The 16,947-nt window shown below is 61.6% G+C and carries 33 protein-coding genes; all 33 read left to right on the forward strand.

The window, feature by feature from the left end; translation table 11 throughout:
• A partial coding sequence (locus MLE27_RS16425) for an EF-Tu C-terminal domain-related protein (RefSeq protein WP_480017372.1) occupies positions 1 to 306 on the forward strand: 306 nt, incomplete at its 5' end.
• Positions 307 to 313: 7 nt separating this feature from the next.
• Positions 314 to 622 carry a 30S ribosomal protein S10 gene (rpsJ, locus tag MLE27_RS16430; RefSeq protein WP_173086773.1) on the forward strand — a complete coding sequence of 103 codons (309 nt, stop codon included), beginning with the start codon at positions 314 to 316 and terminating at the stop codon, positions 620 to 622.
• Positions 623 to 640: 18 nt separating this feature from the next.
• Positions 641 to 1,276, forward strand: a complete 636-nt coding sequence (rplC, locus tag MLE27_RS16435) for a 50S ribosomal protein L3 (protein ID WP_243313480.1) — start codon at positions 641 to 643, stop codon at positions 1,274 to 1,276.
• Between the two features lie 3 nt (positions 1,277 to 1,279).
• On the forward strand, positions 1,280 to 1,900 hold the full coding sequence (rplD, locus tag MLE27_RS16440) for a 50S ribosomal protein L4 (RefSeq protein WP_243313482.1): 621 nt from the start codon (positions 1,280 to 1,282) through the stop codon (positions 1,898 to 1,900).
• Between the two features lie 2 nt (positions 1,901 to 1,902).
• Positions 1,903 to 2,193 carry a 50S ribosomal protein L23 gene (gene rplW / locus MLE27_RS16445; protein WP_243313484.1) on the forward strand — a complete coding sequence of 97 codons (291 nt, stop codon included), beginning with the start codon at positions 1,903 to 1,905 and terminating at the stop codon, positions 2,191 to 2,193.
• A gap of 4 nt (positions 2,194 to 2,197) precedes the next feature.
• Positions 2,198 to 3,028: a 50S ribosomal protein L2 gene (gene rplB, locus MLE27_RS16450; RefSeq protein WP_243313486.1), complete on the forward strand. Its 831-nt coding sequence runs from the start codon at positions 2,198 to 2,200 to the stop codon at positions 3,026 to 3,028.
• An 11-nt stretch (positions 3,029 to 3,039) separates the two neighbouring features.
• Positions 3,040 to 3,321, forward strand: a complete 282-nt coding sequence (rpsS, locus tag MLE27_RS16455; protein ID WP_243313488.1) for a 30S ribosomal protein S19 — start codon at positions 3,040 to 3,042, stop codon at positions 3,319 to 3,321.
• A 13-nt stretch (positions 3,322 to 3,334) separates the two neighbouring features.
• On the forward strand, positions 3,335 to 3,670 hold the full coding sequence (gene rplV / locus MLE27_RS16460) for a 50S ribosomal protein L22 (protein WP_243313490.1): 336 nt from the start codon (positions 3,335 to 3,337) through the stop codon (positions 3,668 to 3,670).
• A 5-nt stretch (positions 3,671 to 3,675) separates the two neighbouring features.
• The gene (gene rpsC / locus MLE27_RS16465; protein WP_243313492.1) at positions 3,676 to 4,317 is read left to right on the forward strand and encodes a 30S ribosomal protein S3; all 642 of its coding nucleotides are present in this window, start codon (positions 3,676 to 3,678) and stop codon (positions 4,315 to 4,317) included.
• Positions 4,317 to 4,730 (forward strand): 50S ribosomal protein L16, encoded by a 414-nt coding sequence (gene rplP / locus MLE27_RS16470; protein WP_243313493.1) that lies wholly within the window; start codon positions 4,317 to 4,319, stop codon positions 4,728 to 4,730. Before rpsC ends, rplP begins: the two co-directional genes overlap by 1 nt.
• 5 nt (positions 4,731 to 4,735) lie before the next feature.
• Positions 4,736 to 4,930, forward strand: coding sequence for a 50S ribosomal protein L29 (rpmC, locus tag MLE27_RS16475; RefSeq protein WP_243313568.1), 195 nt, complete (start codon positions 4,736 to 4,738; stop codon positions 4,928 to 4,930).
• 6 nt (positions 4,931 to 4,936) lie between these two features.
• A complete protein-coding gene (gene rpsQ, locus MLE27_RS16480) occupies positions 4,937 to 5,197 on the forward strand; it encodes a 30S ribosomal protein S17 (protein WP_243313496.1) in 261 nt (86 codons plus the stop codon).
• A complete protein-coding gene (rplN, locus tag MLE27_RS16485) occupies positions 5,194 to 5,562 on the forward strand; it encodes a 50S ribosomal protein L14 (RefSeq protein ID WP_243313498.1) in 369 nt (122 codons plus the stop codon). Before rpsQ ends, rplN begins: the two co-directional genes overlap by 4 nt.
• Positions 5,563 to 5,583: 21 nt before the next feature.
• On the forward strand, positions 5,584 to 5,907 hold the full coding sequence (gene rplX, locus MLE27_RS16490) for a 50S ribosomal protein L24 (RefSeq protein ID WP_243313500.1): 324 nt from the start codon (positions 5,584 to 5,586) through the stop codon (positions 5,905 to 5,907).
• Positions 5,908 to 5,920: 13 nt separating this feature from the next.
• A complete protein-coding gene (gene rplE, locus MLE27_RS16495) occupies positions 5,921 to 6,460 on the forward strand; it encodes a 50S ribosomal protein L5 (RefSeq protein WP_243313502.1) in 540 nt (179 codons plus the stop codon).
• A gap of 12 nt (positions 6,461 to 6,472) precedes the next feature.
• Positions 6,473 to 6,658 carry a type Z 30S ribosomal protein S14 gene (locus MLE27_RS16500; protein ID WP_243313504.1) on the forward strand — a complete coding sequence of 62 codons (186 nt, stop codon included), beginning with the start codon at positions 6,473 to 6,475 and terminating at the stop codon, positions 6,656 to 6,658.
• Positions 6,659 to 6,667: 9 nt separating this feature from the next.
• Complete coding sequence (gene rpsH, locus MLE27_RS16505; RefSeq protein WP_243313506.1) at positions 6,668 to 7,051, forward strand: 30S ribosomal protein S8; 384 nt, start codon at positions 6,668 to 6,670, stop codon at positions 7,049 to 7,051.
• Positions 7,052 to 7,062: 11 nt separating this feature from the next.
• Positions 7,063 to 7,602: a 50S ribosomal protein L6 gene (rplF, locus tag MLE27_RS16510; protein ID WP_243313508.1), complete on the forward strand. Its 540-nt coding sequence runs from the start codon at positions 7,063 to 7,065 to the stop codon at positions 7,600 to 7,602.
• Between the two features lie 11 nt (positions 7,603 to 7,613).
• A complete protein-coding gene (rplR, locus tag MLE27_RS16515; RefSeq protein ID WP_243313510.1) occupies positions 7,614 to 7,973 on the forward strand; it encodes a 50S ribosomal protein L18 in 360 nt (119 codons plus the stop codon).
• An 11-nt stretch (positions 7,974 to 7,984) separates the two neighbouring features.
• The gene (rpsE, locus tag MLE27_RS16520; RefSeq protein ID WP_243313512.1) at positions 7,985 to 8,476 is read left to right on the forward strand and encodes a 30S ribosomal protein S5; all 492 of its coding nucleotides are present in this window, start codon (positions 7,985 to 7,987) and stop codon (positions 8,474 to 8,476) included.
• Positions 8,477 to 8,480: 4 nt separating this feature from the next.
• Positions 8,481 to 8,657: a 50S ribosomal protein L30 gene (gene rpmD, locus MLE27_RS16525; RefSeq protein ID WP_243313514.1), complete on the forward strand. Its 177-nt coding sequence runs from the start codon at positions 8,481 to 8,483 to the stop codon at positions 8,655 to 8,657.
• Between the two features lies 1 nt (position 8,658).
• Positions 8,659 to 9,117 carry a 50S ribosomal protein L15 gene (gene rplO / locus MLE27_RS16530; RefSeq protein ID WP_243313517.1) on the forward strand — a complete coding sequence of 153 codons (459 nt, stop codon included), beginning with the start codon at positions 8,659 to 8,661 and terminating at the stop codon, positions 9,115 to 9,117.
• 1 nt (position 9,118) lies between these two features.
• A complete protein-coding gene (gene secY, locus MLE27_RS16535; protein WP_243313519.1) occupies positions 9,119 to 10,432 on the forward strand; it encodes a preprotein translocase subunit SecY in 1,314 nt (437 codons plus the stop codon).
• Between the two features lies 1 nt (position 10,433).
• Positions 10,434 to 11,207: a type I methionyl aminopeptidase gene (map, locus tag MLE27_RS16540; protein WP_243313521.1), complete on the forward strand. Its 774-nt coding sequence runs from the start codon at positions 10,434 to 10,436 to the stop codon at positions 11,205 to 11,207.
• A gap of 27 nt (positions 11,208 to 11,234) precedes the next feature.
• Positions 11,235 to 11,348: a 50S ribosomal protein L36 gene (gene rpmJ, locus MLE27_RS16545; protein ID WP_084502162.1), complete on the forward strand. Its 114-nt coding sequence runs from the start codon at positions 11,235 to 11,237 to the stop codon at positions 11,346 to 11,348.
• A gap of 15 nt (positions 11,349 to 11,363) precedes the next feature.
• Positions 11,364 to 11,735 (forward strand): 30S ribosomal protein S13, encoded by a 372-nt coding sequence (rpsM, locus tag MLE27_RS16550; RefSeq protein ID WP_243313523.1) that lies wholly within the window; start codon positions 11,364 to 11,366, stop codon positions 11,733 to 11,735.
• 36 nt (positions 11,736 to 11,771) lie between these two features.
• Positions 11,772 to 12,161 carry a 30S ribosomal protein S11 gene (gene rpsK, locus MLE27_RS16555; protein ID WP_027190532.1) on the forward strand — a complete coding sequence of 130 codons (390 nt, stop codon included), beginning with the start codon at positions 11,772 to 11,774 and terminating at the stop codon, positions 12,159 to 12,161.
• 18 nt (positions 12,162 to 12,179) lie between these two features.
• Positions 12,180 to 12,806: a 30S ribosomal protein S4 gene (gene rpsD, locus MLE27_RS16560; protein WP_243313525.1), complete on the forward strand. Its 627-nt coding sequence runs from the start codon at positions 12,180 to 12,182 to the stop codon at positions 12,804 to 12,806.
• A 9-nt stretch (positions 12,807 to 12,815) separates the two neighbouring features.
• Positions 12,816 to 13,859 (forward strand): DNA-directed RNA polymerase subunit alpha, encoded by a 1,044-nt coding sequence (locus MLE27_RS16565; protein WP_243313528.1) that lies wholly within the window; start codon positions 12,816 to 12,818, stop codon positions 13,857 to 13,859.
• Positions 13,849 to 14,250, forward strand: coding sequence for a 50S ribosomal protein L17 (rplQ, locus tag MLE27_RS16570; RefSeq protein WP_243313529.1), 402 nt, complete (start codon positions 13,849 to 13,851; stop codon positions 14,248 to 14,250). The genes MLE27_RS16565 and rplQ overlap by 11 nt, the downstream gene beginning before the upstream one ends.
• A gap of 98 nt (positions 14,251 to 14,348) precedes the next feature.
• Entirely contained in the window at positions 14,349 to 15,251 is a 903-nt protein-coding gene (locus MLE27_RS16575; protein WP_243313531.1) for a selenium metabolism-associated LysR family transcriptional regulator, read from the forward strand.
• A 24-nt stretch (positions 15,252 to 15,275) separates the two neighbouring features.
• Positions 15,276 to 16,325: a selenide, water dikinase SelD gene (gene selD, locus MLE27_RS16580; protein WP_243313570.1), complete on the forward strand. Its 1,050-nt coding sequence runs from the start codon at positions 15,276 to 15,278 to the stop codon at positions 16,323 to 16,325.
• Between the two features lie 111 nt (positions 16,326 to 16,436).
• On the forward strand, positions 16,437 to 16,853 hold the full coding sequence (locus MLE27_RS16585; protein ID WP_243313532.1) for a hypothetical protein: 417 nt from the start codon (positions 16,437 to 16,439) through the stop codon (positions 16,851 to 16,853).
• The last annotated feature ends 94 nt before the right edge of the window (positions 16,854 to 16,947 follow it).

Here is a 16,947-nt window from a genome sequence, read left to right on the forward strand (position 1 = left end):
GCCAAGCCCGGCTCCATCACCCCGCACAAGAAGTACAAGGCCGAGGTCTACATCCTGAACAAGGAAGAGGGCGGCCGCCACACCCCGTTCTTCTCGGGCTACCGTCCTCAGTTCTACTTCCGCACCACGGACGTCACCGGCGTGGTGACCCTGAACGAAGGCGTGGAGATGGTCATGCCTGGCGATAACGCCACTTTCAACGTCGAGCTCATCGCCCCCATCGCCATGGAGACCGGTCTGCGCTTCGCCATCCGCGAAGGTGGCCGCACCGTCGGCGCGGGCGTCGTGACCGAGATCATGGAGTAATATTGCAATGAACAGCGATCGCATCCGGATCAAGCTCAAGGCATACGATTATCGCATTCTGGATAAGGCCGTGGCCGAGATTGTGGATACCGCGCGCAACACTGGCGCGGGCATTGCCGGGCCTATTCCTCTGCCCACCAACATCCACAAGACCACGGTCAACCGCTCCGTGCACGTGGACAAGAAGTCCCGCGAGCAGTTCGAGATGCGTGTTCACAAGCGTCTGCTGGACATTCTTGAACCGACGCAGCAGACCGTCGATGCCCTGGGCAAGCTTTCGCTGCCCGCCGGCGTCGATGTCGAAATCAAGCTTTAAAGGAAGGGGTAGAGTATCATGGCCAAGAAAACCCTTGGCATCATCGGCCGCAAACTGGGCATGACCCGCGTGTTCAGCGATGACGGCTCGGTGGTCCCGGTGACGGTCATCGCCGCCGGCCCCTGTCCGGTGATGCAGATCAGGACCCAGGAGAAGGACGGCTACGCCGCCCTCCAGATCGGGTTCGACGCCCGCGAGGAGAAGGACCTCAACAAGCCCGAGCGCGGCCACCAGGCCAAGGCCGGCAAGGGGTTCTACAACGTCCTGCGCGAAATCCGCCTGGACTCCACCGAAGGCTACGAGGCCGGCCAGGACATCACCGTCGAGATCTTCGTCCCCGGCGACAAGATCAAGGTGACCGGCACCTCCATCGGTAAGGGCTTCCAGGGCCCCATGAAGCGCCACGGGTTCGGCGGCCTCCGCGCCACCCACGGCACCGAGAAGGCCCACCGTTCCGGCGGCTCCATCGGTCATAACACGGAACCCGGCAAGGTCATGAAGGGCAAGAAGATGGCCGGTCACATGGGTGCTCGCACCGTGACCTGCATCAACCTTGAGATCTTCGACGTCCGGCCCGAGAACAACCTTATCCTGGTCAAGGGCCAGGTCCCCGGCCATCGCAACGGCCTGGTGATGATCCGCAAGCAGGGGTAGGACATGGCCACCGTCACAGTTTTTGATCAGACCAATAAGGAAGTGGGGCAGATGGATCTGGCCTCCGAGGTGTTCGAGGTGTCTGTGCGCCCCGAGATCCTGCACCTCGTGGTCCGCTCCCAGCTGGCCGCCAAGCGCGCCGGCACCCACATGGTGAAGACCCGCTCGACCGTGTCCGGCTCCGGCTCCAAGCCCTGGCGCCAGAAGGGCACCGGCCGCGCTCGTTCCGGCGCCAAGCGCTCCATCATCTGGAAGGGCGGCGCCATCGCGCACGGTCCGCAGCCGCGCAGCTACGAGTTCAAGGTCAACAAGAAGATCAAGGCCCTGGCCCTGCGCATGGCCCTCTCCACCAAGGTTGCCGAACAGGCCCTGATCGTGGTGGACAAGCTGGAGCTGCCCGAGATCAAGACCAAGCTGTTCGCTGGTCTGGCCGGCAACTTCGGGCTGAAAAAAGCCTTGATCGTCCTGAACGATTCGAATAACAATGTCGAGCTCTCCGCCCGGAACCTGCCGGGCATCAAGGTCGTTCGGCAGGATATGCTGAACGTTTACGATCTGCTCAAGCACCCCCAACTGGTGATGGTGCAGGGCGCAGCTCAAGCCGTTCAGGAGAGGTTGAAATAGCCATGAGCTACGTGAACATCCTTTTGAAGCCTCTGATCTCCGAGAAGGCTACCAAGGCCAAGGAAGAGTCCAACCAGGTCATCTTCCTCGTCGCCCCGCAGTCCAACAAGATCGAGATCAAGGCTGCTGTCGAGGAGGCTTTCAAGGTGAAAGTCACCGAGGTGAACGTGGTTCGTCGGCGCCCCCTGAAACGCGCCCGCCACGGCCGCCCCACCAGCCATGTCCCCGGCTACAAGAAAGCCTACGTGACCCTGGCCGAGGGCGAAAAGATCGAATTCTTCGAGGGAGTCTAAAGCCATGGCCGTCCGTAAGCTGAAACCCACTTCCGCTGGCCGTCGTTTCCAGACGGTCTCCGACTTCGCGGAAATCACCGCCGCCAAGCCGGAGAGGTCCCTCACCAAGGGCCTGAGCCAGAAGTCCGGCCGCAACAACCAGGGCCGCATCACTTCCCGTCGCCGTGGAGCCGGCAACAAGCGCCGTTACCGCGAGATCGACTTCCGCCGCGACAAGATGAACATTCCGGCCAAGGTCGCCACCATCGAGTACGATCCCAACCGCTCCGCCCGCATCGCCCTTCTGCACTATGCGGACGGCGAGAAGCGCTACATTCTCGCGCCGGTTGGCGTAAATGTCGGTGACACCGTGGTGTCCGGCGAAACCGCCGACATCCGTCCCGGCAACGCCCTGCCCATGTTCAAGATGCCCGTCGGCACCCTGCTGCACAACATCGAGATGAGCCCGGGCCGCGGCGGACAGATGTGCCGCGCCGCCGGCACCTACGCCCAGCTCGTCGCCAAGGAAGGCAAGCACGCCCTGCTGCGCCTGCCCTCCGGCGAAGTGCGCAACGTCCTGGCCGCCTGCATCGCCACCGTCGGCCAGGTGGGCAACGTGACCCACGAGAACGTGAGCATCGGCAAGGCCGGCCGCAACCGCTGGCTTGGCAAGCGCCCCGAAGTCCGCGGCGTCGCCATGAACCCTGTCGACCACCCGCATGGCGGTGGCGAAGGCAAGAGTTCCGGCGGCCGTCACCCCGTTTCGCCCTGGGGTATGCCGACCAAGGGTTACAAGACCAGAAATCGCAAGAAGGCCTCGTCGCGGCTCATCGTCAAACGCCGCAACGAGAAGTAGGAGCGTAGAACATGCCTCGGTCGCTCAAAAAAGGTCCCTTCCTGGACGGCCACCTGGCCGCGAAGGTGGAGAAGGCCAACGAGACCCAGGATCGCCGCGTCATCAAGACGTGGTCCCGTCGGTCCACCATTCTTCCCGAAATGGTTGGCCTCACCTTTGCCGTCCACAACGGCCGCAAGTTCATCCCGGTCTTCGTTTCCGAAAACATGGTGGGACACAAGTTGGGCGAGTTCGCGCCTACCCGCACGTTCCACGGCCATGCCGCGGATAAGAAGACCAAGGGTAAGAAGTAGGGGAGCCTAAGCAATGGAAGCCAAAGCCATCGCCAAATACATCCGGGTGTCTCCTCAGAAGGCACGCTTGGTGGCCAACGTCATCAAGGGCCGGGGCGTCGAGGATGCCATGAACATCCTCAAGTTCACGCCCAAGAAGGCCGCCGTGATCATCGGCAAGGTGTTGCATTCGGCCCTGTCCAACGCCGAGCAGATGTCCGCCGATGTGGACACCCTGAAGGTTAAGGACGTCATCGTGAACGAAGGGCCCACCTGGAAGCGCATCATGCCGCGGTCCATGGGCCGAGCCAACAAAATCCTCAAGCGTACCAGCCACATCACCGTGGTGGTCGAGGAAGAGAAGGAGTAGGGGGCATGGGTCAGAAAGTCCACCCGTACGGCTTCCGCCTGGGCTACAACAAGACTTGGAATTCCCGCTGGTTCGCCAAGAAGGAATACCCTGCATTTGTTTACGAGGACAGCAACATCCGCAAGTTTGTGAAGTCCTCCCTGTTCCACGCGGGCATTTCCCGGATCGAGATCGAACGCGCTGGCGGCAAGATCAAGCTGATCATCCACACCGCGCGTCCGGGCATCGTCATCGGCCGCAAGGGCACCGAGATCGAAAAGGTTCGCGCCGACCTCAAGAAGCGCTTCGGCCGCGAGTTCGCGGTTGAGGTCAACGAGATCCGCCGCCCCGAGATCGACGCCCAGCTGGTCGCCGAGAACATCGCGCTGCAGCTGGAGCGCCGCGTGGCCTTCCGCCGCGCCATGAAGCGCACCGTGGGCCTGGCCCGCAAGTTCGGCGCCGAAGGCATCAAGGTTTTCTGCGCCGGCCGCCTGGCTGGCGCCGAGATCGCCCGCTCCGAGTGGTACCGCGACGGCCGGGTGCCCCTGCACACCCTGCGCGCCGATATCGACTACGGTTTGGCCACCGCCAAGACCACCTATGGTGTGATCGGCGTGAAGGTCTGGATATTCAAGGGCGAGATTCTCGATAGCGAGGTTGAACAATAATGCTCTCCCCTAACAGAACGAAATTCCGCAAGCGCCAGAAAGGCCGTCTTGACGGTCCCGCCACCGGCGGCACCACCATCTCCTTCGGTGAGGTGGGGATCAAGGCCCTGGAGCACGGCAAGCTGACCAGCCAGCAGATCGAGGCCGCCCGTGTGGCCATCATGCGCCACATCAAGCGTGGCGGTAAGGTCTGGATCCGCGTGTTCCCCGACTTCCCGGTCACCTCGAAGCCCGCCGAAGTCCGCATGGGTTCCGGTAAGGGCTCCCCGGTGGGCTGGTGCGCCCCGGTGAAGCCCGGCCGCGTGCTCTACGAAGTCCGCGGCGTGGAGATGGAAGTTATGGTCGAGGCCTTGAAGCGCGCTCAGCACAAGCTGCCGATCAAGACCAAGATCGTCACCAAGGAGCTTGTCTAGCCATGTTGCAAGCCAAAGAACTGCGCGATCTGGACGCCGCCCAGCTTGCCGAGAAGCTCTCCCAGTCCCAGGAGGAGCTCTTCAAGTTACGCTTCCAGCACGCCACGGCCCAGTTGGAAAAGACCCACCGTCTGAACGAGCTGAAGAAAGACATCGCTCGCATCCAGACCGTGCTGACCCAAAAGAACAGCGGCAGGTAGGAAATCATGGAAGAGCATAAAAGCAACCGCCGCGTGCTGACCGGCATCGTGGTCTCCGACAAGTGCGACAAGACCATCGTCGTGCGCGTCGAGACCCTGGTCAAGCACCCCCTGGTGAAGAAGTACATCCGCCGCCGCAAGAAGTTCATGGCCCATGACCCGATGAACGACTGCGGCATCGGCGACAAGGTGCAGATCATCGAGCACCGCCCGCTGTCGGCCCGCAAGCGCTGGCATCTGGTGAAGATCATGGAGAAGGCGAAATGATCCAGGTAGAATCCGTCCTCGACGTCGCCGACAACTCCGGTGCCAAGAAAGTGGCCTGCATCAAGGTGCTCGGCGGCTCCCGCCGCCGTTACGCCTCGGTGGGCGATATCATCGTCGTTTCCGTCAAGGAAGCCATGCCCCACTCGAAGGTCAAGAAAGGCCAGGTGATGAAGGCCGTCATCGTGCGCACCAAGAAAGAAGTTGGTCGCCCCGATGGCTCCTACATCAAGTTCGACAACAACTCCGCCGTGCTGCTCACCGCGCAGATGGAGCCTGTCGGCACCCGCATCTTCGGACCCGTGGCCCGCGAGCTTCGCCTGAAGAACTTCATGAAGATCGTCTCCCTGGCCCCTGAGGTCCTGTAGAGGCGAGGCTTCGAGGTCATTATGAAAACGTATCGCATCCGCAAGGACGACAAGGTGATGGTCATCGCCGGGAAGGACAAGGGCAAGATCGGCAAGGTCCTGCGCGTTCTCCCCAAGACTGACCGTATCCTGGTGGAAAAGGTGAACGTCGTGAAGCGTCACCGCAAGGGCAACCCCTACGCCGGCCAGGCCGGCGGCATCGAGGAGAAGGAGGCCCCCCTGGCCCTCTCCAACGTTGCGCTGCTCTGCGACGCTTGCGCCAAGCCGACCCGCGTCGGCTACAAGTACACCGAAGACGGCAAGAAACTCCGCTTCTGCAAGAAGTGCAACGAAGTCATCAGCTAAAGGGAATCAATCAATGACTCGCCTCGAACAAATCTACTCCGAGAAGGTCGTTCCGGCCTTGCAAAAGGAGTTCGGGTACAAGTCGCCCATGCAGATTCCCAAGTTCAAGTTCATCTCCCTGAACATCGGACTTGGCGAAGCCTCGCAGAACTCCAAGCTCATCGACGAGGCCGTGGCCGAGCTTACCACCATTGCCGGTCAGAAGGCCGTCATCACCCGGGCCAAGAAGTCCATCGCCGCTTTCAAGCTGCGCGAGAACCAGCCTGTCGGCTGCCGGGTGACGCTTCGCCATGAACGCATGTGGGACTTTTTCGACAAACTGGTCAACTTCGCCCTTCCTCGCGTCCGCGACTTCCGCGGCGTCCCCGACAGGGGCTTTGACGGCCGGGGTAACTTCACCCTGGGCATCAAGGAGCACACCATTTTCCCCGAGATCAACGTTGACCGGGTCGAACGTGTCAAGGGCATGAACATCACCATCGTCACCACCGCCGGGAGCGATAAGGAAGGCAAGGTTCTTCTCGATCTGCTCGGCATGCCCTTCAGAAAGTAGGAGGATACGACCGTGGCACGCACGTCACTCAAGGTGAAAGCCCGGCGCAAGCCCAAGTTTTCGTCCCGGGCCTACAACCGCTGCCCCATTTGCGGCCGTTCCCGGGCGTTCCTTCGCCGGTATGGCATTTGCCGTATCTGCTTCCGTAACATGGCCCTGGCTGGTGAACTGCCTGGTGTCAGGAAATCGAGCTGGTAGGAGGCCGACATGTCCGTGACCGATCCAATCGCCGATATGCTGGCCCGCATCCGCAACGCGTACCACGCGCTGCATAAGAAGGTCTCCATGCCGCACTCCAAAATGAAGGAGTCGATGGCCGGGATTCTGAAGGATCAGGGCTACATTGAAGAATTTGCCGTCGAAGAGCGCGATCTCGTCATTTCGCTCAAGTACGCCAAGGGCCGTCCCATCATCTCCGGCCTGAAGCGTGTCAGCAAGCCTGGCCGGCGCATCTACGTGGGGGCGCACGACATTCCCCGCGTTCAGAATGGACTTGGCATCTGCATTCTGTCCACCTCGCACGGCATCATGGACGGCATCGCCGCCAAGAGCGCCAACGTGGGCGGCGAACTGCTCTGCGAAGTCTGGTAAGGGGAAGAGCCATGTCGCGCATAGGCAAGAAAGAAATCACCATCCCCAGCGGCGTCGATGTTCAGATCACCGCCGATATGGTGAATGTCAAAGGCCCCAAGGGCGCCCTTTCCACGCCCACGCACCCCAAGATCAATCTCGTGATCGAAGGCGGCGTGCTGCGTGTGGAGCGCCTGGACGATACCCGCATCGCTCGTGCCCAGCACGGCCTGCGCCGCACCCTGCTCTCCAACTGCATCGAGGGCGTGACCAAGGGCTTCACCAAGACCCTTGAGGTCATCGGCGTCGGCTACAAGGTGCAGGTCTCCGGAAAGTCCGTGGTGCTCACCGTCGGCTTCTCCCACCCGGTCGAGTATCCTCTTCCGGCCGGTGTCGAAGCCAAGGCGGAAGGCAACAAGCTGACCCTCTCCGGCATCGACAAGCAGATGGTCGGCGAAGTGGCCGCCACCCTGCGCCGCGTGCGTCCGCCTGAACCCTTCAAGGGCAAGGGCATCAAGTACGAAAACGAGCAGATTCGCCGCAAGGCCGGCAAGTCTGGCGGTAAGAAGTAAGGGGCCTGGCCATGAAGCATACCAAGCAAGCCGCGCGCATGCGCCGCAAGGTGCGCATCCGCAAGAAAATCTCCGGTACCGCTGCACGTCCCAGGCTGGTCGTCTACCGCTCCAACCTGCACACGTACGCGCAGATCATCAACGACGAAACCGGCCAGACCCTGGTTTCCGCTTCCTCCCTGGCGCTTGTGAAGGCCGGTGAGTCTCTGAAGTGCAACAAGGCCAGCGCGACGAAAGTCGGTCTTGAAGTGGCTGCCAAGGCCAAGGCCCAGGCCATCGAGAGCGTGGTCTTCGATCGTAACGGCTACCTCTATCACGGGATCATCAAGGCTTTGGCCGACGGCGCCCGTGAGGGTGGACTCAAGTTCTAACGAGGCACGCTATGGAACAGTCTGAACTGACTCAAATCGAGAAGATCGTCTCGCTGAACCGCGTGGCCAAGGTCGTCAAGGGCGGCCGCCGGTTCAGCTTCAGCGCTCTGGTTGTCGTTGGCGACGGCAAGGGCTCCGTGGGCTACGGCCTGGGCAAGGCCAACGAGGTCCCCGAGGCCATCCGCAAGGCCACGGAACAGGCCAGGAAGTCCATGGTCAAGATCCCCCTGCTGGACGGGACTCTGCCCTACCAGGTCATGGGCCGCTTCGGCGCCGGCCGCGTTGTGCTGATCCCCGCTTCCAAGGGTACCGGCATCATCGCTGGCGGTCCTGTTCGCGCCGTCATGGAAGCCGCTGGCGTGCACGATATCCTCACCAAGGCTATCGGCACCAACAATCCCCACAACGTCCTCAGGGCGGCAGTTGCCGGTCTCGCTTCGCTGCGTAGCGCGGAGCAGGTCTCCGAGCTTCGCGGCCGGTCCCTGGAAACCCCGAGGAAATAAGCACATGAGCGGGCAAGTGACCATCACGCTCGTCAAGAGCAAGATCGGCTGCAATCCCAAGCAGAAGGCCACTTTGGAGGCCTTGGGGCTCAAGCGCATCCGCCAGGAGAAGACCCTGCCGGACACGCCTGACGTGCGTGGGATGATTTTCAAAGTTTCTCACCTGGTTGAGGTGAAATAGCATGCAACTGCACGAACTCTATCCTTTCCCCGAGGAGCGCAAGCAGCGCAAGCGCCTGGGCCGCGGCCGCGGCACCGGTCAGGGCTGCACCGCCGGCAAGGGCAACAAGGGCCAGAACGCTCGCGCTGGCGGCGGCGTCCGCCCCAGCTTCGAGGGCGGCCAGATGCCTATCCAGCGTCGTCTGCCCAAGCGCGGTTTCAAGAACCCCTTCAAGGTGAGCTATTCCCCGGTGAACCTGGACCGTCTCGTCGAGGCGTTCCCCAACACCGCCGAGATCACCCTGGAAGCCATCTATGATCGCGGCCTGGTTGCCCGCGGCAACCTGGTGAAGGTGCTGGCCAACGGCGACCTGGACAAGGCCCTGACCATCGAGGCCCACAAGTTCAGTGCGTCCGCTCAGGACAAGATCACCAAGGCCGGCGGCACCGCCAAGGCCCTGGAAATCGTGACGGAAGGCTAACGTGGCACTTCAAGGCGTGGAGAATCTGGCGCGTTTGCCGGAGCTTAAAAAGAAGATCTTCTGGACCTTCGCGCTTCTTGCCGTTTACCGCTTGGGTATCCATGTCCCGGTTCCGGGCGTGGATCCCCTCGCGTTGGCGGATTTCTTCGACAGCTCCAAGAACACCCTTCTTGGTCTGTTCGACATGTTTTCCGGCGGCGGCCTGAACAAGCTCTCCATCTTCACCCTGGGCATCATGCCCTACATATCCGCCTCCATCGTGATGCAGCTGCTGACCGTGGTCAGCCCCGAACTGGGCCGGCTGCAGAAGGAGGAGGGGGCCCAAGGCCGCAAAAAGATCACCCAGTACACCCGCTACGGCACGGTGCTGATCACCCTGATCCAGGGCTTCGGCATCGCGGTCGGGCTTGAGAACATGACGAGCCCCACCGGCGCTCCGCTCGTGCTCCATGCCGGACTCGGCTTCAAGTTCATGACCGTCATGACCTTGACCGCCGGCACCGTCTTCCTGATGTGGCTGGGCGAGCAGATCACCGAGAAGGGCATCGGCAACGGCATCTCCCTGATCATCTTCGCGGGTATCGTGGCCGGGCTTCCGCGCGCGCTCATCAATACCTTCAAGCTGGTCGGCCAGGGCGAAATGAGCCTTCTGGTTCTGCTGCTGCTGGTTGCGGTCATGGCCGCCGTGCTCGTCGCCATCGTGTTCATGGAGCGCGGCCAGCGCCGCATTCCCATCCAATACGCGAAGCGTATGGTGGGCCGGAAGATGTACGGCGGACAGACCACGCATCTGCCGCTGCGCATCAACACCGCCGGTGTTATTCCGCCCATTTTCGCGTCCTCGATCCTCCTGTTCCCCGCGACGATCGCCAACTTCTCCCAGGCTGAATGGGTGCAGATGATCGCGCAGTGGTTCAGCCCGAGTTCCATCATCTACAACGTCCTGTTCATCGGCATGATCATCTTCTTCTGCTATTTTTACACGGCGATCATCTTTGATCCCAAGCAGATATCGGAGAACATCCGCAAGCAGGGCGGTTTCGTGCCCGGCATCAGGCCTGGCCAGAAGACCAAGGAGTACCTTGACAGGGTGCTGGCGCGCCTTACTTTGTGGGGCTCGCTGTACATCTCCTCGGTTTGTGTGCTGCCCATGTTCCTGATTGCCCAGTTCAACGTCCCCTTCTATTTCGGCGGCACGAGCATCCTGATCGTCGTGGGCGTCGCAATGGACTTCATGAGCCAGATCGAGTCCTACATGATCAGCAGGCAGTACGAAGGCCTGCTGGCCAAGGGCCGCATCAAGGGCAGGGCGTAGGTTGAAGAAATATCGCGGCATCTTCGTCAAGAACGATGCCGAAATCGAGATCATGCGCAAGGCCGGCGGCATCGTCGCCGAGATCCTTGACGAGTTGGAAAAGGCTGTGCGCCCGGGGGTCAAAACCATGGCCTTCGAGAACCTGGCCTTGCAGATGTGCGAAGACTTCAAGGTCCGCCCGGCCTTCAAGGGCTACCTTGGCTACCCCTTCGCGCTCTGCTGTTCGGTGAACGAGGAAGTTGTGCACGGGTTCCCCTCCGAGCGCGAGCTCAAGGAGGGGGACATCGTGTCCTTCGATATGGGAGTCGTTTACAACGGCTTCTATGGCGACTCCGCAAGGACCATTCCTGTTGGAGAGGTCTCTCCTGACGTGGCGCGGCTGCTGGATGTCACGGAGAAATCGCTCTATGCTGGTATCGAAATGGCCCGGGCGGAAGCCAACCTGTACGATATATCGCTGGCTGTTCAAAAATATGTTGAAAGCCAGGGGTACTTTGTTGTAAGACGGTTCGTTGGCCACGGGATTGGACGCAGTCTTCACGAGAAGCCTGAAGTTCCGAACTTCGTACCCTCCGGGGCTGGAGTCGTGGCTCTTAAGCCAGGGATGACCCTGGCGATCGAGCCGATGGTCACGGTGGGCGGCCCCGAGGTGGAAATCCTCGCTGACAAGTGGACTGCGGTCACGAAGGACCGTTCCCTTGCCGCCCACTTCGAGCATACGGTTGTGATCACCAACGACGGACCCAAGATTCTGAGCCGACGCCCCGAGGCGTAGGCCATACCCATTTGTGGGAGAGATCAAATGAAAGTTCGGCCCTCGGTTAAGAAGCTTTGTCCGAAATGCAAGATCATCCGTCGCCACGGCGTCCTGAGGGTGGTCTGTGAAAATCCCCGGCACAAGCAGCGTCAGGGATAAGTGAGGTAACGAAACGTGGCACGTATTGCTGGAGTCGATCTGCCCAGGAACAAGCGCATGGATATCGCCCTGACCTACATTTACGGTGTCGGGCGCACCACCGCTCTGAAAGTTCTGGACGCCACCGGCGTGGACTGGACCAAGAAGTCCGATGACCTCACTTCCGAGGAAGTCAACACGATCCGTAAGGAGCTCGAAGCCAACCACAAGGTTGAAGGCGACCTCCGTCGGGAAGTGACCGCCAACATTAAGCGGCTGATGGACATCGGCTGCTACAGGGGCCTGAGGCACCGCAAGGGCCTGCCCGTCCACGGCCAGCGCACTCACACCAACGCCCGCACCCGCAAGGGCCCGCGCCGCGCTGTGATGGCCAAGAAGAAGAAATAACCGCCTCGCGCGTTATTTACCCATAGAGGATTCACCATGGCTGCTAGACCGCGCCGTACCGGCAAGAAAGAAAAGAAAAACATCCCGGTTGGTGTTGCCCACATTCAGGCGACCTTCAACAATACCATCATCACCTTCACGGACCCCAGGGGCAACGTGGTGAGCTGGGCCACCTCCGGCGGCGCCGGTTTCAAGGGCTCCCGCAAGTCCACCCCCTTCGCCGCGCAGGTCGCCGCCGAGACTGCCGCCCGCAAGGCGCAGGACAACGGCATGCGCACCGTCGGCATTTTCGTGAAGGGCCCCGGCTCCGGCCGTGAGGCCGCCATGCGCGCCATCAACGCCGCTGGCTTCAAGGTGAGCTTCATCCGTGACGTCACCCCCATCCCCCACAACGGTTGCCGTCCTCCGAAGCGGCGCCGGGTCTAGTTCAGGAGGAACATCACAGTGGCTCGCTATACCGGACCCAAGTGCCGTCTCTGCCGCCGCGAAGGCGCCAAGCTGTTTCTGAAGGGTGATCGCTGCTTCACGGACAAGTGCGCTTACGAGCGCCGTCCCTACGCGCCTGGCCAGCACGGCCGCATCCGCAAGAAGATGAGCGACTACGCCGTTCAGCTTCGTGAAAAGCAGAAGGCTCGCCGCGTTTACGGCATTCTCGAAGAGCAGTTCCGCAGCTACTTCGCCGAGGCTGACCGCCAGAAGGGCGTCACCGGCGCCAACCTGCTCATCAACCTGGAGCGCCGACTGGACAACGTTGTCTATCGCATGGGCTTCGCCAACTCCCGCGACCAGGCCCGCCAGCTCGTTCGGCACGGCCTGTTCGTGCTCAACGGCCGCCGCGTCAACATCCCCTCCATCCAGGTGAAGGTGGGCGACGTGGTTGAAGTCCGCGAGAAAAACCGTCAGTCCCCCATCATCCTGGAGGCCCAGCAGGTTATCGCCCGCCGTGGCACCCCCACCTGGGTTGAGGTTGACGGCGCGGCCTTCAAGGGCAAGGTCAACGCCCTGCCCAGCCGCGAAGACATCCAGCTGGCAGTGAACGAGCAGCTCATCGTCGAACTGTACTCCAAGTAAGAGGATACAATGCTCATTCGTACAGGCGACAGGCTCATCAACACGCGCAACTGGTCCGAGTTGGTCCGTCCCGAGAAACTTGTCCGGGACCCCAAGTCCACCTCGACTTTCGGCAGGTTCACCTGTGAACCCCTGGAGCGCGGATTCGGCACCACGCTGGGCAACGCCCTGCGCCGTGTGCTGCTTTCCTCCCTTCAGGGCGCGGCCATCGTGTCCGTGAGCATCGAAGGCGTACAGCACGAGTTCACGACCATCCCTGGCGTCATCGAGGATGTCACCGACGTCATCCTCAACCTCAAGCTTGTCCGCCTCGCCATGACCACGGACGATCCCCAGCGGCTCGTCCTGTCCGTGAACAAGCAGGGGGCCGTCACCGCCGGGGATATCACCACGAACCAGAACGTGACCGTGCTCGACCCCACGCAGCACATCTGCACCCTCTCCGACTCCCGTCAGCTGACCATGGAGTTCGAGGTGCGCATGGGCAAGGGCTACGTTCCGGCCGACATGCACGAGAACCTGGGCCAGGAAATCGGGCTGATCACCATGGACTCCAGCTTCACCCCGGTGAAGAAGGTCTCCTACACGGTGGACCAGGCTCGCGTGGGCCAGATGACCAACTACGACAAACTCATCCTCGACGTCTGGACCGACGGTTCAGTCACGCCTGAGGACGCCATCGCCTACAGCGCCAAGATCCTCAAGGATCAGCTCACGGTCTTCATCAACTTCGACGAGAAGGAATCCGAGACCGAGGGCACGCGCGGCGGCGACGACATGGACCTGAACCCGAACCTGTTCAAGTCGATCGACGAACTGGAGCTGTCCGTCCGTGCGACCAACTGCCTCAAGAGCGCCAACATCACCCTCGTTGGCGAGCTGATGCAGAAGTCCGAACACGAGATGCTCAAGACCAAGAACTTCGGCAAGAAATCCCTCGAGGAGATCCGCCGCGTTCTGGAGGAGCTGGGCCTCGATTTCGGCATGCGCATCGAGAACTTCGAACAGAAATACCAGGAATGGCTGAAGAGGAAGCAGACCAATGAGGCATAATAAAGCTGGAGTCAAACTCGGTAGGACCAGTTCCCACCGCAAGGCCATGTTCCGCAATATGGTCCGGTCTCTTCTGACCTACGGCCGCATCAAGACCACCGAAACCAAGGCCATGGAACTGCGCAAGGACGCCGACAAGCTGATCACCCTTGGTCTGCGCGACGACGTTCATTCCCGCCGCCTGGCCTACAAGGTGCTGGAAAACCATCAGTTGGTGAAGAAGCTCTTCGACGAGATCGCCCCTCGTTTCAAGGGCATCGGCGGCGGCTACACCCGGGTCTACAAGCTCGGCCTGCCCCGCGTCGGCGACTGCGCCCCCATGGCTGTCATCGAGCTGACCCAGCTCGAGACCGCCGAGGCCGCCCCCGCCGAGAGCGCTGCCAACGCCTAGTTCCCACGCATCGGATAGTCTACCTGACGGAGCGGCAATTGCCGCTCCGTTTTTTTTGTGCTAGTCCATAGAGAAAGTCTATCATAAGGATTTTCGTCATGGATATCCGCCGTCTTGAAGCTTTCCGCAAGGTGTATGAACTGGGCAGCTTTTCCAAGGCCGGGCAGGAGCTGTTCCTCTCGCAACCAACCATCAGCGCGCACGTGCTCTCGCTTGAGCAGGAGCTCTCCACCCAACTGTTTGACCGCCTTGGCCGGACCATCCTCCCGACCCAGGCCGGAGAAATCCTCTACCGGCACTCCCTGGAGGTTTTCGCAGCGCTCGAGAATGCGAAGGCGGAGATCAGTCTGCTGCAGAAGAAGATCGCCGGCGAGATTCTCGTGGGTGGCAGCACGATCCCTGCGACCTACATCCTGCCGAAATATCTCGCTGAATTCACTCGCCGCTACCCTGATGTGCGTGTGCGCCTCACCGTAGGCGACTCCCAGGAGATCATCGGCAAGGTCTCCTCCGGCGAGCTGTCCCTTGGTGTTGTCGGCTCGTCCAACAACGACCCGGACCTGCTGTTCACCCCCCTCATCGAGGACACGCTGCTCATCGCGGTTTCCCCGAACCTCCCGGGGATCATGGAGCATTTCTCCGACGGGACGGTCCGCCTGCATCCCGACGAGCTGAGGAACTGGCCCTGGGTCCTGCGTGAACTCGGCTCCGGCACGCGCAAGGCCTTCGATCAGTCTCTGGCCAACCTGGGAATAGACATCCGCGGCCTGGACGCCTCCATCGAGGCCCGCACGCAGGAATCCGTGGTGCAATGCGCCTACTACGGCCTTGGGCTGTGCGTGACCTCACGTTTCGCAGTGCAGAGCTTCATAGACCGCGGCGACCTCTTGCCCGTGGTTGTGGAGGGCATGTCCATGCAGCGCAGCTTCTCCATCGTGCAGAACGCAAAGCGGTATGTGTTCCCGGCCATGCGCTACTTCCTCGATTTCCTGAGCAAATAGGAGCCGACCACGATGATGCCTTCCATGCCCCAGCCCGTACGTCTTGTGGATGGGGTTCGCGCGGCCGGTTGAGCCGCCAAGCTACCTCCAGGGGTCCTGGAGGACGTATTGGCCGGACTTTCCGGCCCCCAAGACCCTCGGATGCTCACCGGTGCCGGAGACAACGAGGACGCCGCCGTATTGCGCTTTCCGCCGGGCAAATGCCTGATCCAGACCTTGGATTTCTTCACGCCAGTGGTCAACGATCCCTTCCGTTTCGGCCAGATCGCGGCGGCCAACTCCCTTTCCGACGTGTACGCCATGGGCGGCGAGCCCTATTCGGTCATGAACATCGTCTGCTTCCCGGCCAACTGTATGGACCTGGGCATCCTCAAGGAGATCCTGCGCGGAGGCCTCTCCAAGATCCGGGAGTCGGGCGCTGTGCTGGCCGGTGGGCACAGCGTGGACGACAAGGAGGTCAAGTACGGCCTCTCTGTGAGCGGCATCGTCGACCCCGACGCCTTCGCTTCCAACCGTGGGCTCCGCCCGGGCGATGTGCTGGTGCTCACCAAGCCCGTCGGCACCGGCATCCTGGCCACGGCCGTGAAGGCCAACATTCCGGGCTCCCAGGAGTACGAACAGCGGCTCTGGGAGGTCGCCTCCCGCCTCAACGCCGTCCCCGGCGAAGTGATCCGTCGCTTCGGGCTCAAGGCCGCCACCGACATCACCGGCTTCGGGCTGGGCGGGCACGCCCTTGAGATGTCCAAGGCTTCCGGCCTGGCGATCGAGTTGAAGGTGAGGGATATTCCCGTACTGGAGGCCGCCGTGGGTCTCGCGACCCAAGGGTTCGTCCCGGCCGGGAGCCACGCCAACAGGAAGCATTTCTCCTCCCTGGTTGAGCAGGGGGACGGTGTGGAGCAGGGGCACCTGGACATCGTGTTCGACGCGCAGACCTCCGGCGGGTTGCTGCTGGCCGTGCCGCCCGGACTGCTCGACGAGGTCCGCGCGGCGCTCGCCGACGGCGGGGATCTTGCCGCCACGGTCGGTCGCGTGCTGGACCAACCCGCACCGGCAGGCCGTCTCCGGCTGATCTGAGCCGAAATGGACAGCCGCCCTGCTTCTGGACATCGACCCCAAAACATGAGATTTGAAAGAACCGCGCATCGTATGCCGGCCCAACTCCGCCATATCCAAGGAGGACCATAGATGAAGCCTGAGGAGAAGATCGTATCCATGGAAAGTTACCGCAACAGCAAGGAGACCGAGGTGACTTCGATCAATGATCTCAATGCCAAGACGTCGCAGGATATCAGCCGCATGGCCCTGCTTCTGGCGTTGTTGGCCGTTCTGCTGGCCGGCGTGCTCTTTTTCAAGGCGAACCAGAACATCAACGTCCTGGGTACCGACATCAAAGGCATCGCCACCAAGGTCGGCGCCATGGATGTCCGCATGGCCGAGCTTGAGAATCTGCCCGCCAAGTCCAAGCGCATGGTCATGGGCACCATGATCATGGAGATGGCCCAGAAGGCCTCCTACCTTTCCACCCAGTTGGACAATCCCGAGCAGGCCGCGAAGCTGCTGCAGGCCATGGAGCTGATGCAGCAGGCCAAGCCCGCCGAATAGGCATAACGGTTTCTGTCGAGCACCGGAGCCCGGCGCCCCTCAGCGGAGCCGGGCTTTTTTATGTGGCAATCGTTGTTTGCGCGGCATTGGGGAT

Origin of the sequence: Fundidesulfovibrio agrisoli, assembly GCF_022808715.1 — a bacterium.
GTDB classification, from domain to species: Bacteria; Desulfobacterota; Desulfovibrionia; order Desulfovibrionales; family Desulfovibrionaceae; genus Fundidesulfovibrio; species Fundidesulfovibrio agrisoli.

Coding starts and splice junctions, on each gene's coding strand:
- rplR (WP_243313510.1), top strand. CDS start 7,614: ATGAAGCATACCAAGCAAGCCGCGCGCATGCGCCGCAAGGTGCGCATC.
- rplN (WP_243313498.1), top strand. CDS start 5,194: ATGATCCAGGTAGAATCCGTCCTCGACGTCGCCGACAACTCCGGTGCC.
- rpsH (WP_243313506.1), top strand. CDS start 6,668: ATGTCCGTGACCGATCCAATCGCCGATATGCTGGCCCGCATCCGCAAC.
- rplW (WP_243313484.1), top strand. CDS start 1,903: ATGAGCTACGTGAACATCCTTTTGAAGCCTCTGATCTCCGAGAAGGCT.
- rplP (WP_243313493.1), top strand. CDS start 4,317: ATGCTCTCCCCTAACAGAACGAAATTCCGCAAGCGCCAGAAAGGCCGT.
- rplF (WP_243313508.1), top strand. CDS start 7,063: ATGTCGCGCATAGGCAAGAAAGAAATCACCATCCCCAGCGGCGTCGAT.
- rpsJ (WP_173086773.1), top strand. CDS start 314: ATGAACAGCGATCGCATCCGGATCAAGCTCAAGGCATACGATTATCGC.
- rplC (WP_243313480.1), top strand. CDS start 641: ATGGCCAAGAAAACCCTTGGCATCATCGGCCGCAAACTGGGCATGACC.
- rpsQ (WP_243313496.1), top strand. CDS start 4,937: ATGGAAGAGCATAAAAGCAACCGCCGCGTGCTGACCGGCATCGTGGTC.
- rpmJ (WP_084502162.1), top strand. CDS start 11,235: ATGAAAGTTCGGCCCTCGGTTAAGAAGCTTTGTCCGAAATGCAAGATC.
- MLE27_RS16565 (WP_243313528.1), top strand. CDS start 12,816: ATGCTCATTCGTACAGGCGACAGGCTCATCAACACGCGCAACTGGTCC.
- rpsC (WP_243313492.1), top strand. CDS start 3,676: ATGGGTCAGAAAGTCCACCCGTACGGCTTCCGCCTGGGCTACAACAAG.
- rplE (WP_243313502.1), top strand. CDS start 5,921: ATGACTCGCCTCGAACAAATCTACTCCGAGAAGGTCGTTCCGGCCTTG.
- rplD (WP_243313482.1), top strand. CDS start 1,280: ATGGCCACCGTCACAGTTTTTGATCAGACCAATAAGGAAGTGGGGCAG.
- rpsE (WP_243313512.1), top strand. CDS start 7,985: ATGGAACAGTCTGAACTGACTCAAATCGAGAAGATCGTCTCGCTGAAC.
- rplO (WP_243313517.1), top strand. CDS start 8,659: ATGCAACTGCACGAACTCTATCCTTTCCCCGAGGAGCGCAAGCAGCGC.
- rplX (WP_243313500.1), top strand. CDS start 5,584: ATGAAAACGTATCGCATCCGCAAGGACGACAAGGTGATGGTCATCGCC.
- rplV (WP_243313490.1), top strand. CDS start 3,335: ATGGAAGCCAAAGCCATCGCCAAATACATCCGGGTGTCTCCTCAGAAG.
- rpmD (WP_243313514.1), top strand. CDS start 8,481: ATGAGCGGGCAAGTGACCATCACGCTCGTCAAGAGCAAGATCGGCTGC.
- rpsS (WP_243313488.1), top strand. CDS start 3,040: ATGCCTCGGTCGCTCAAAAAAGGTCCCTTCCTGGACGGCCACCTGGCC.
- rpsK (WP_027190532.1), top strand. CDS start 11,772: ATGGCTGCTAGACCGCGCCGTACCGGCAAGAAAGAAAAGAAAAACATC.
- rplB (WP_243313486.1), top strand. CDS start 2,198: ATGGCCGTCCGTAAGCTGAAACCCACTTCCGCTGGCCGTCGTTTCCAG.
- MLE27_RS16585 (WP_243313532.1), top strand. CDS start 16,437: ATGAAGCCTGAGGAGAAGATCGTATCCATGGAAAGTTACCGCAACAGC.
- MLE27_RS16575 (WP_243313531.1), top strand. CDS start 14,349: ATGGATATCCGCCGTCTTGAAGCTTTCCGCAAGGTGTATGAACTGGGC.
- rplQ (WP_243313529.1), top strand. CDS start 13,849: ATGAGGCATAATAAAGCTGGAGTCAAACTCGGTAGGACCAGTTCCCAC.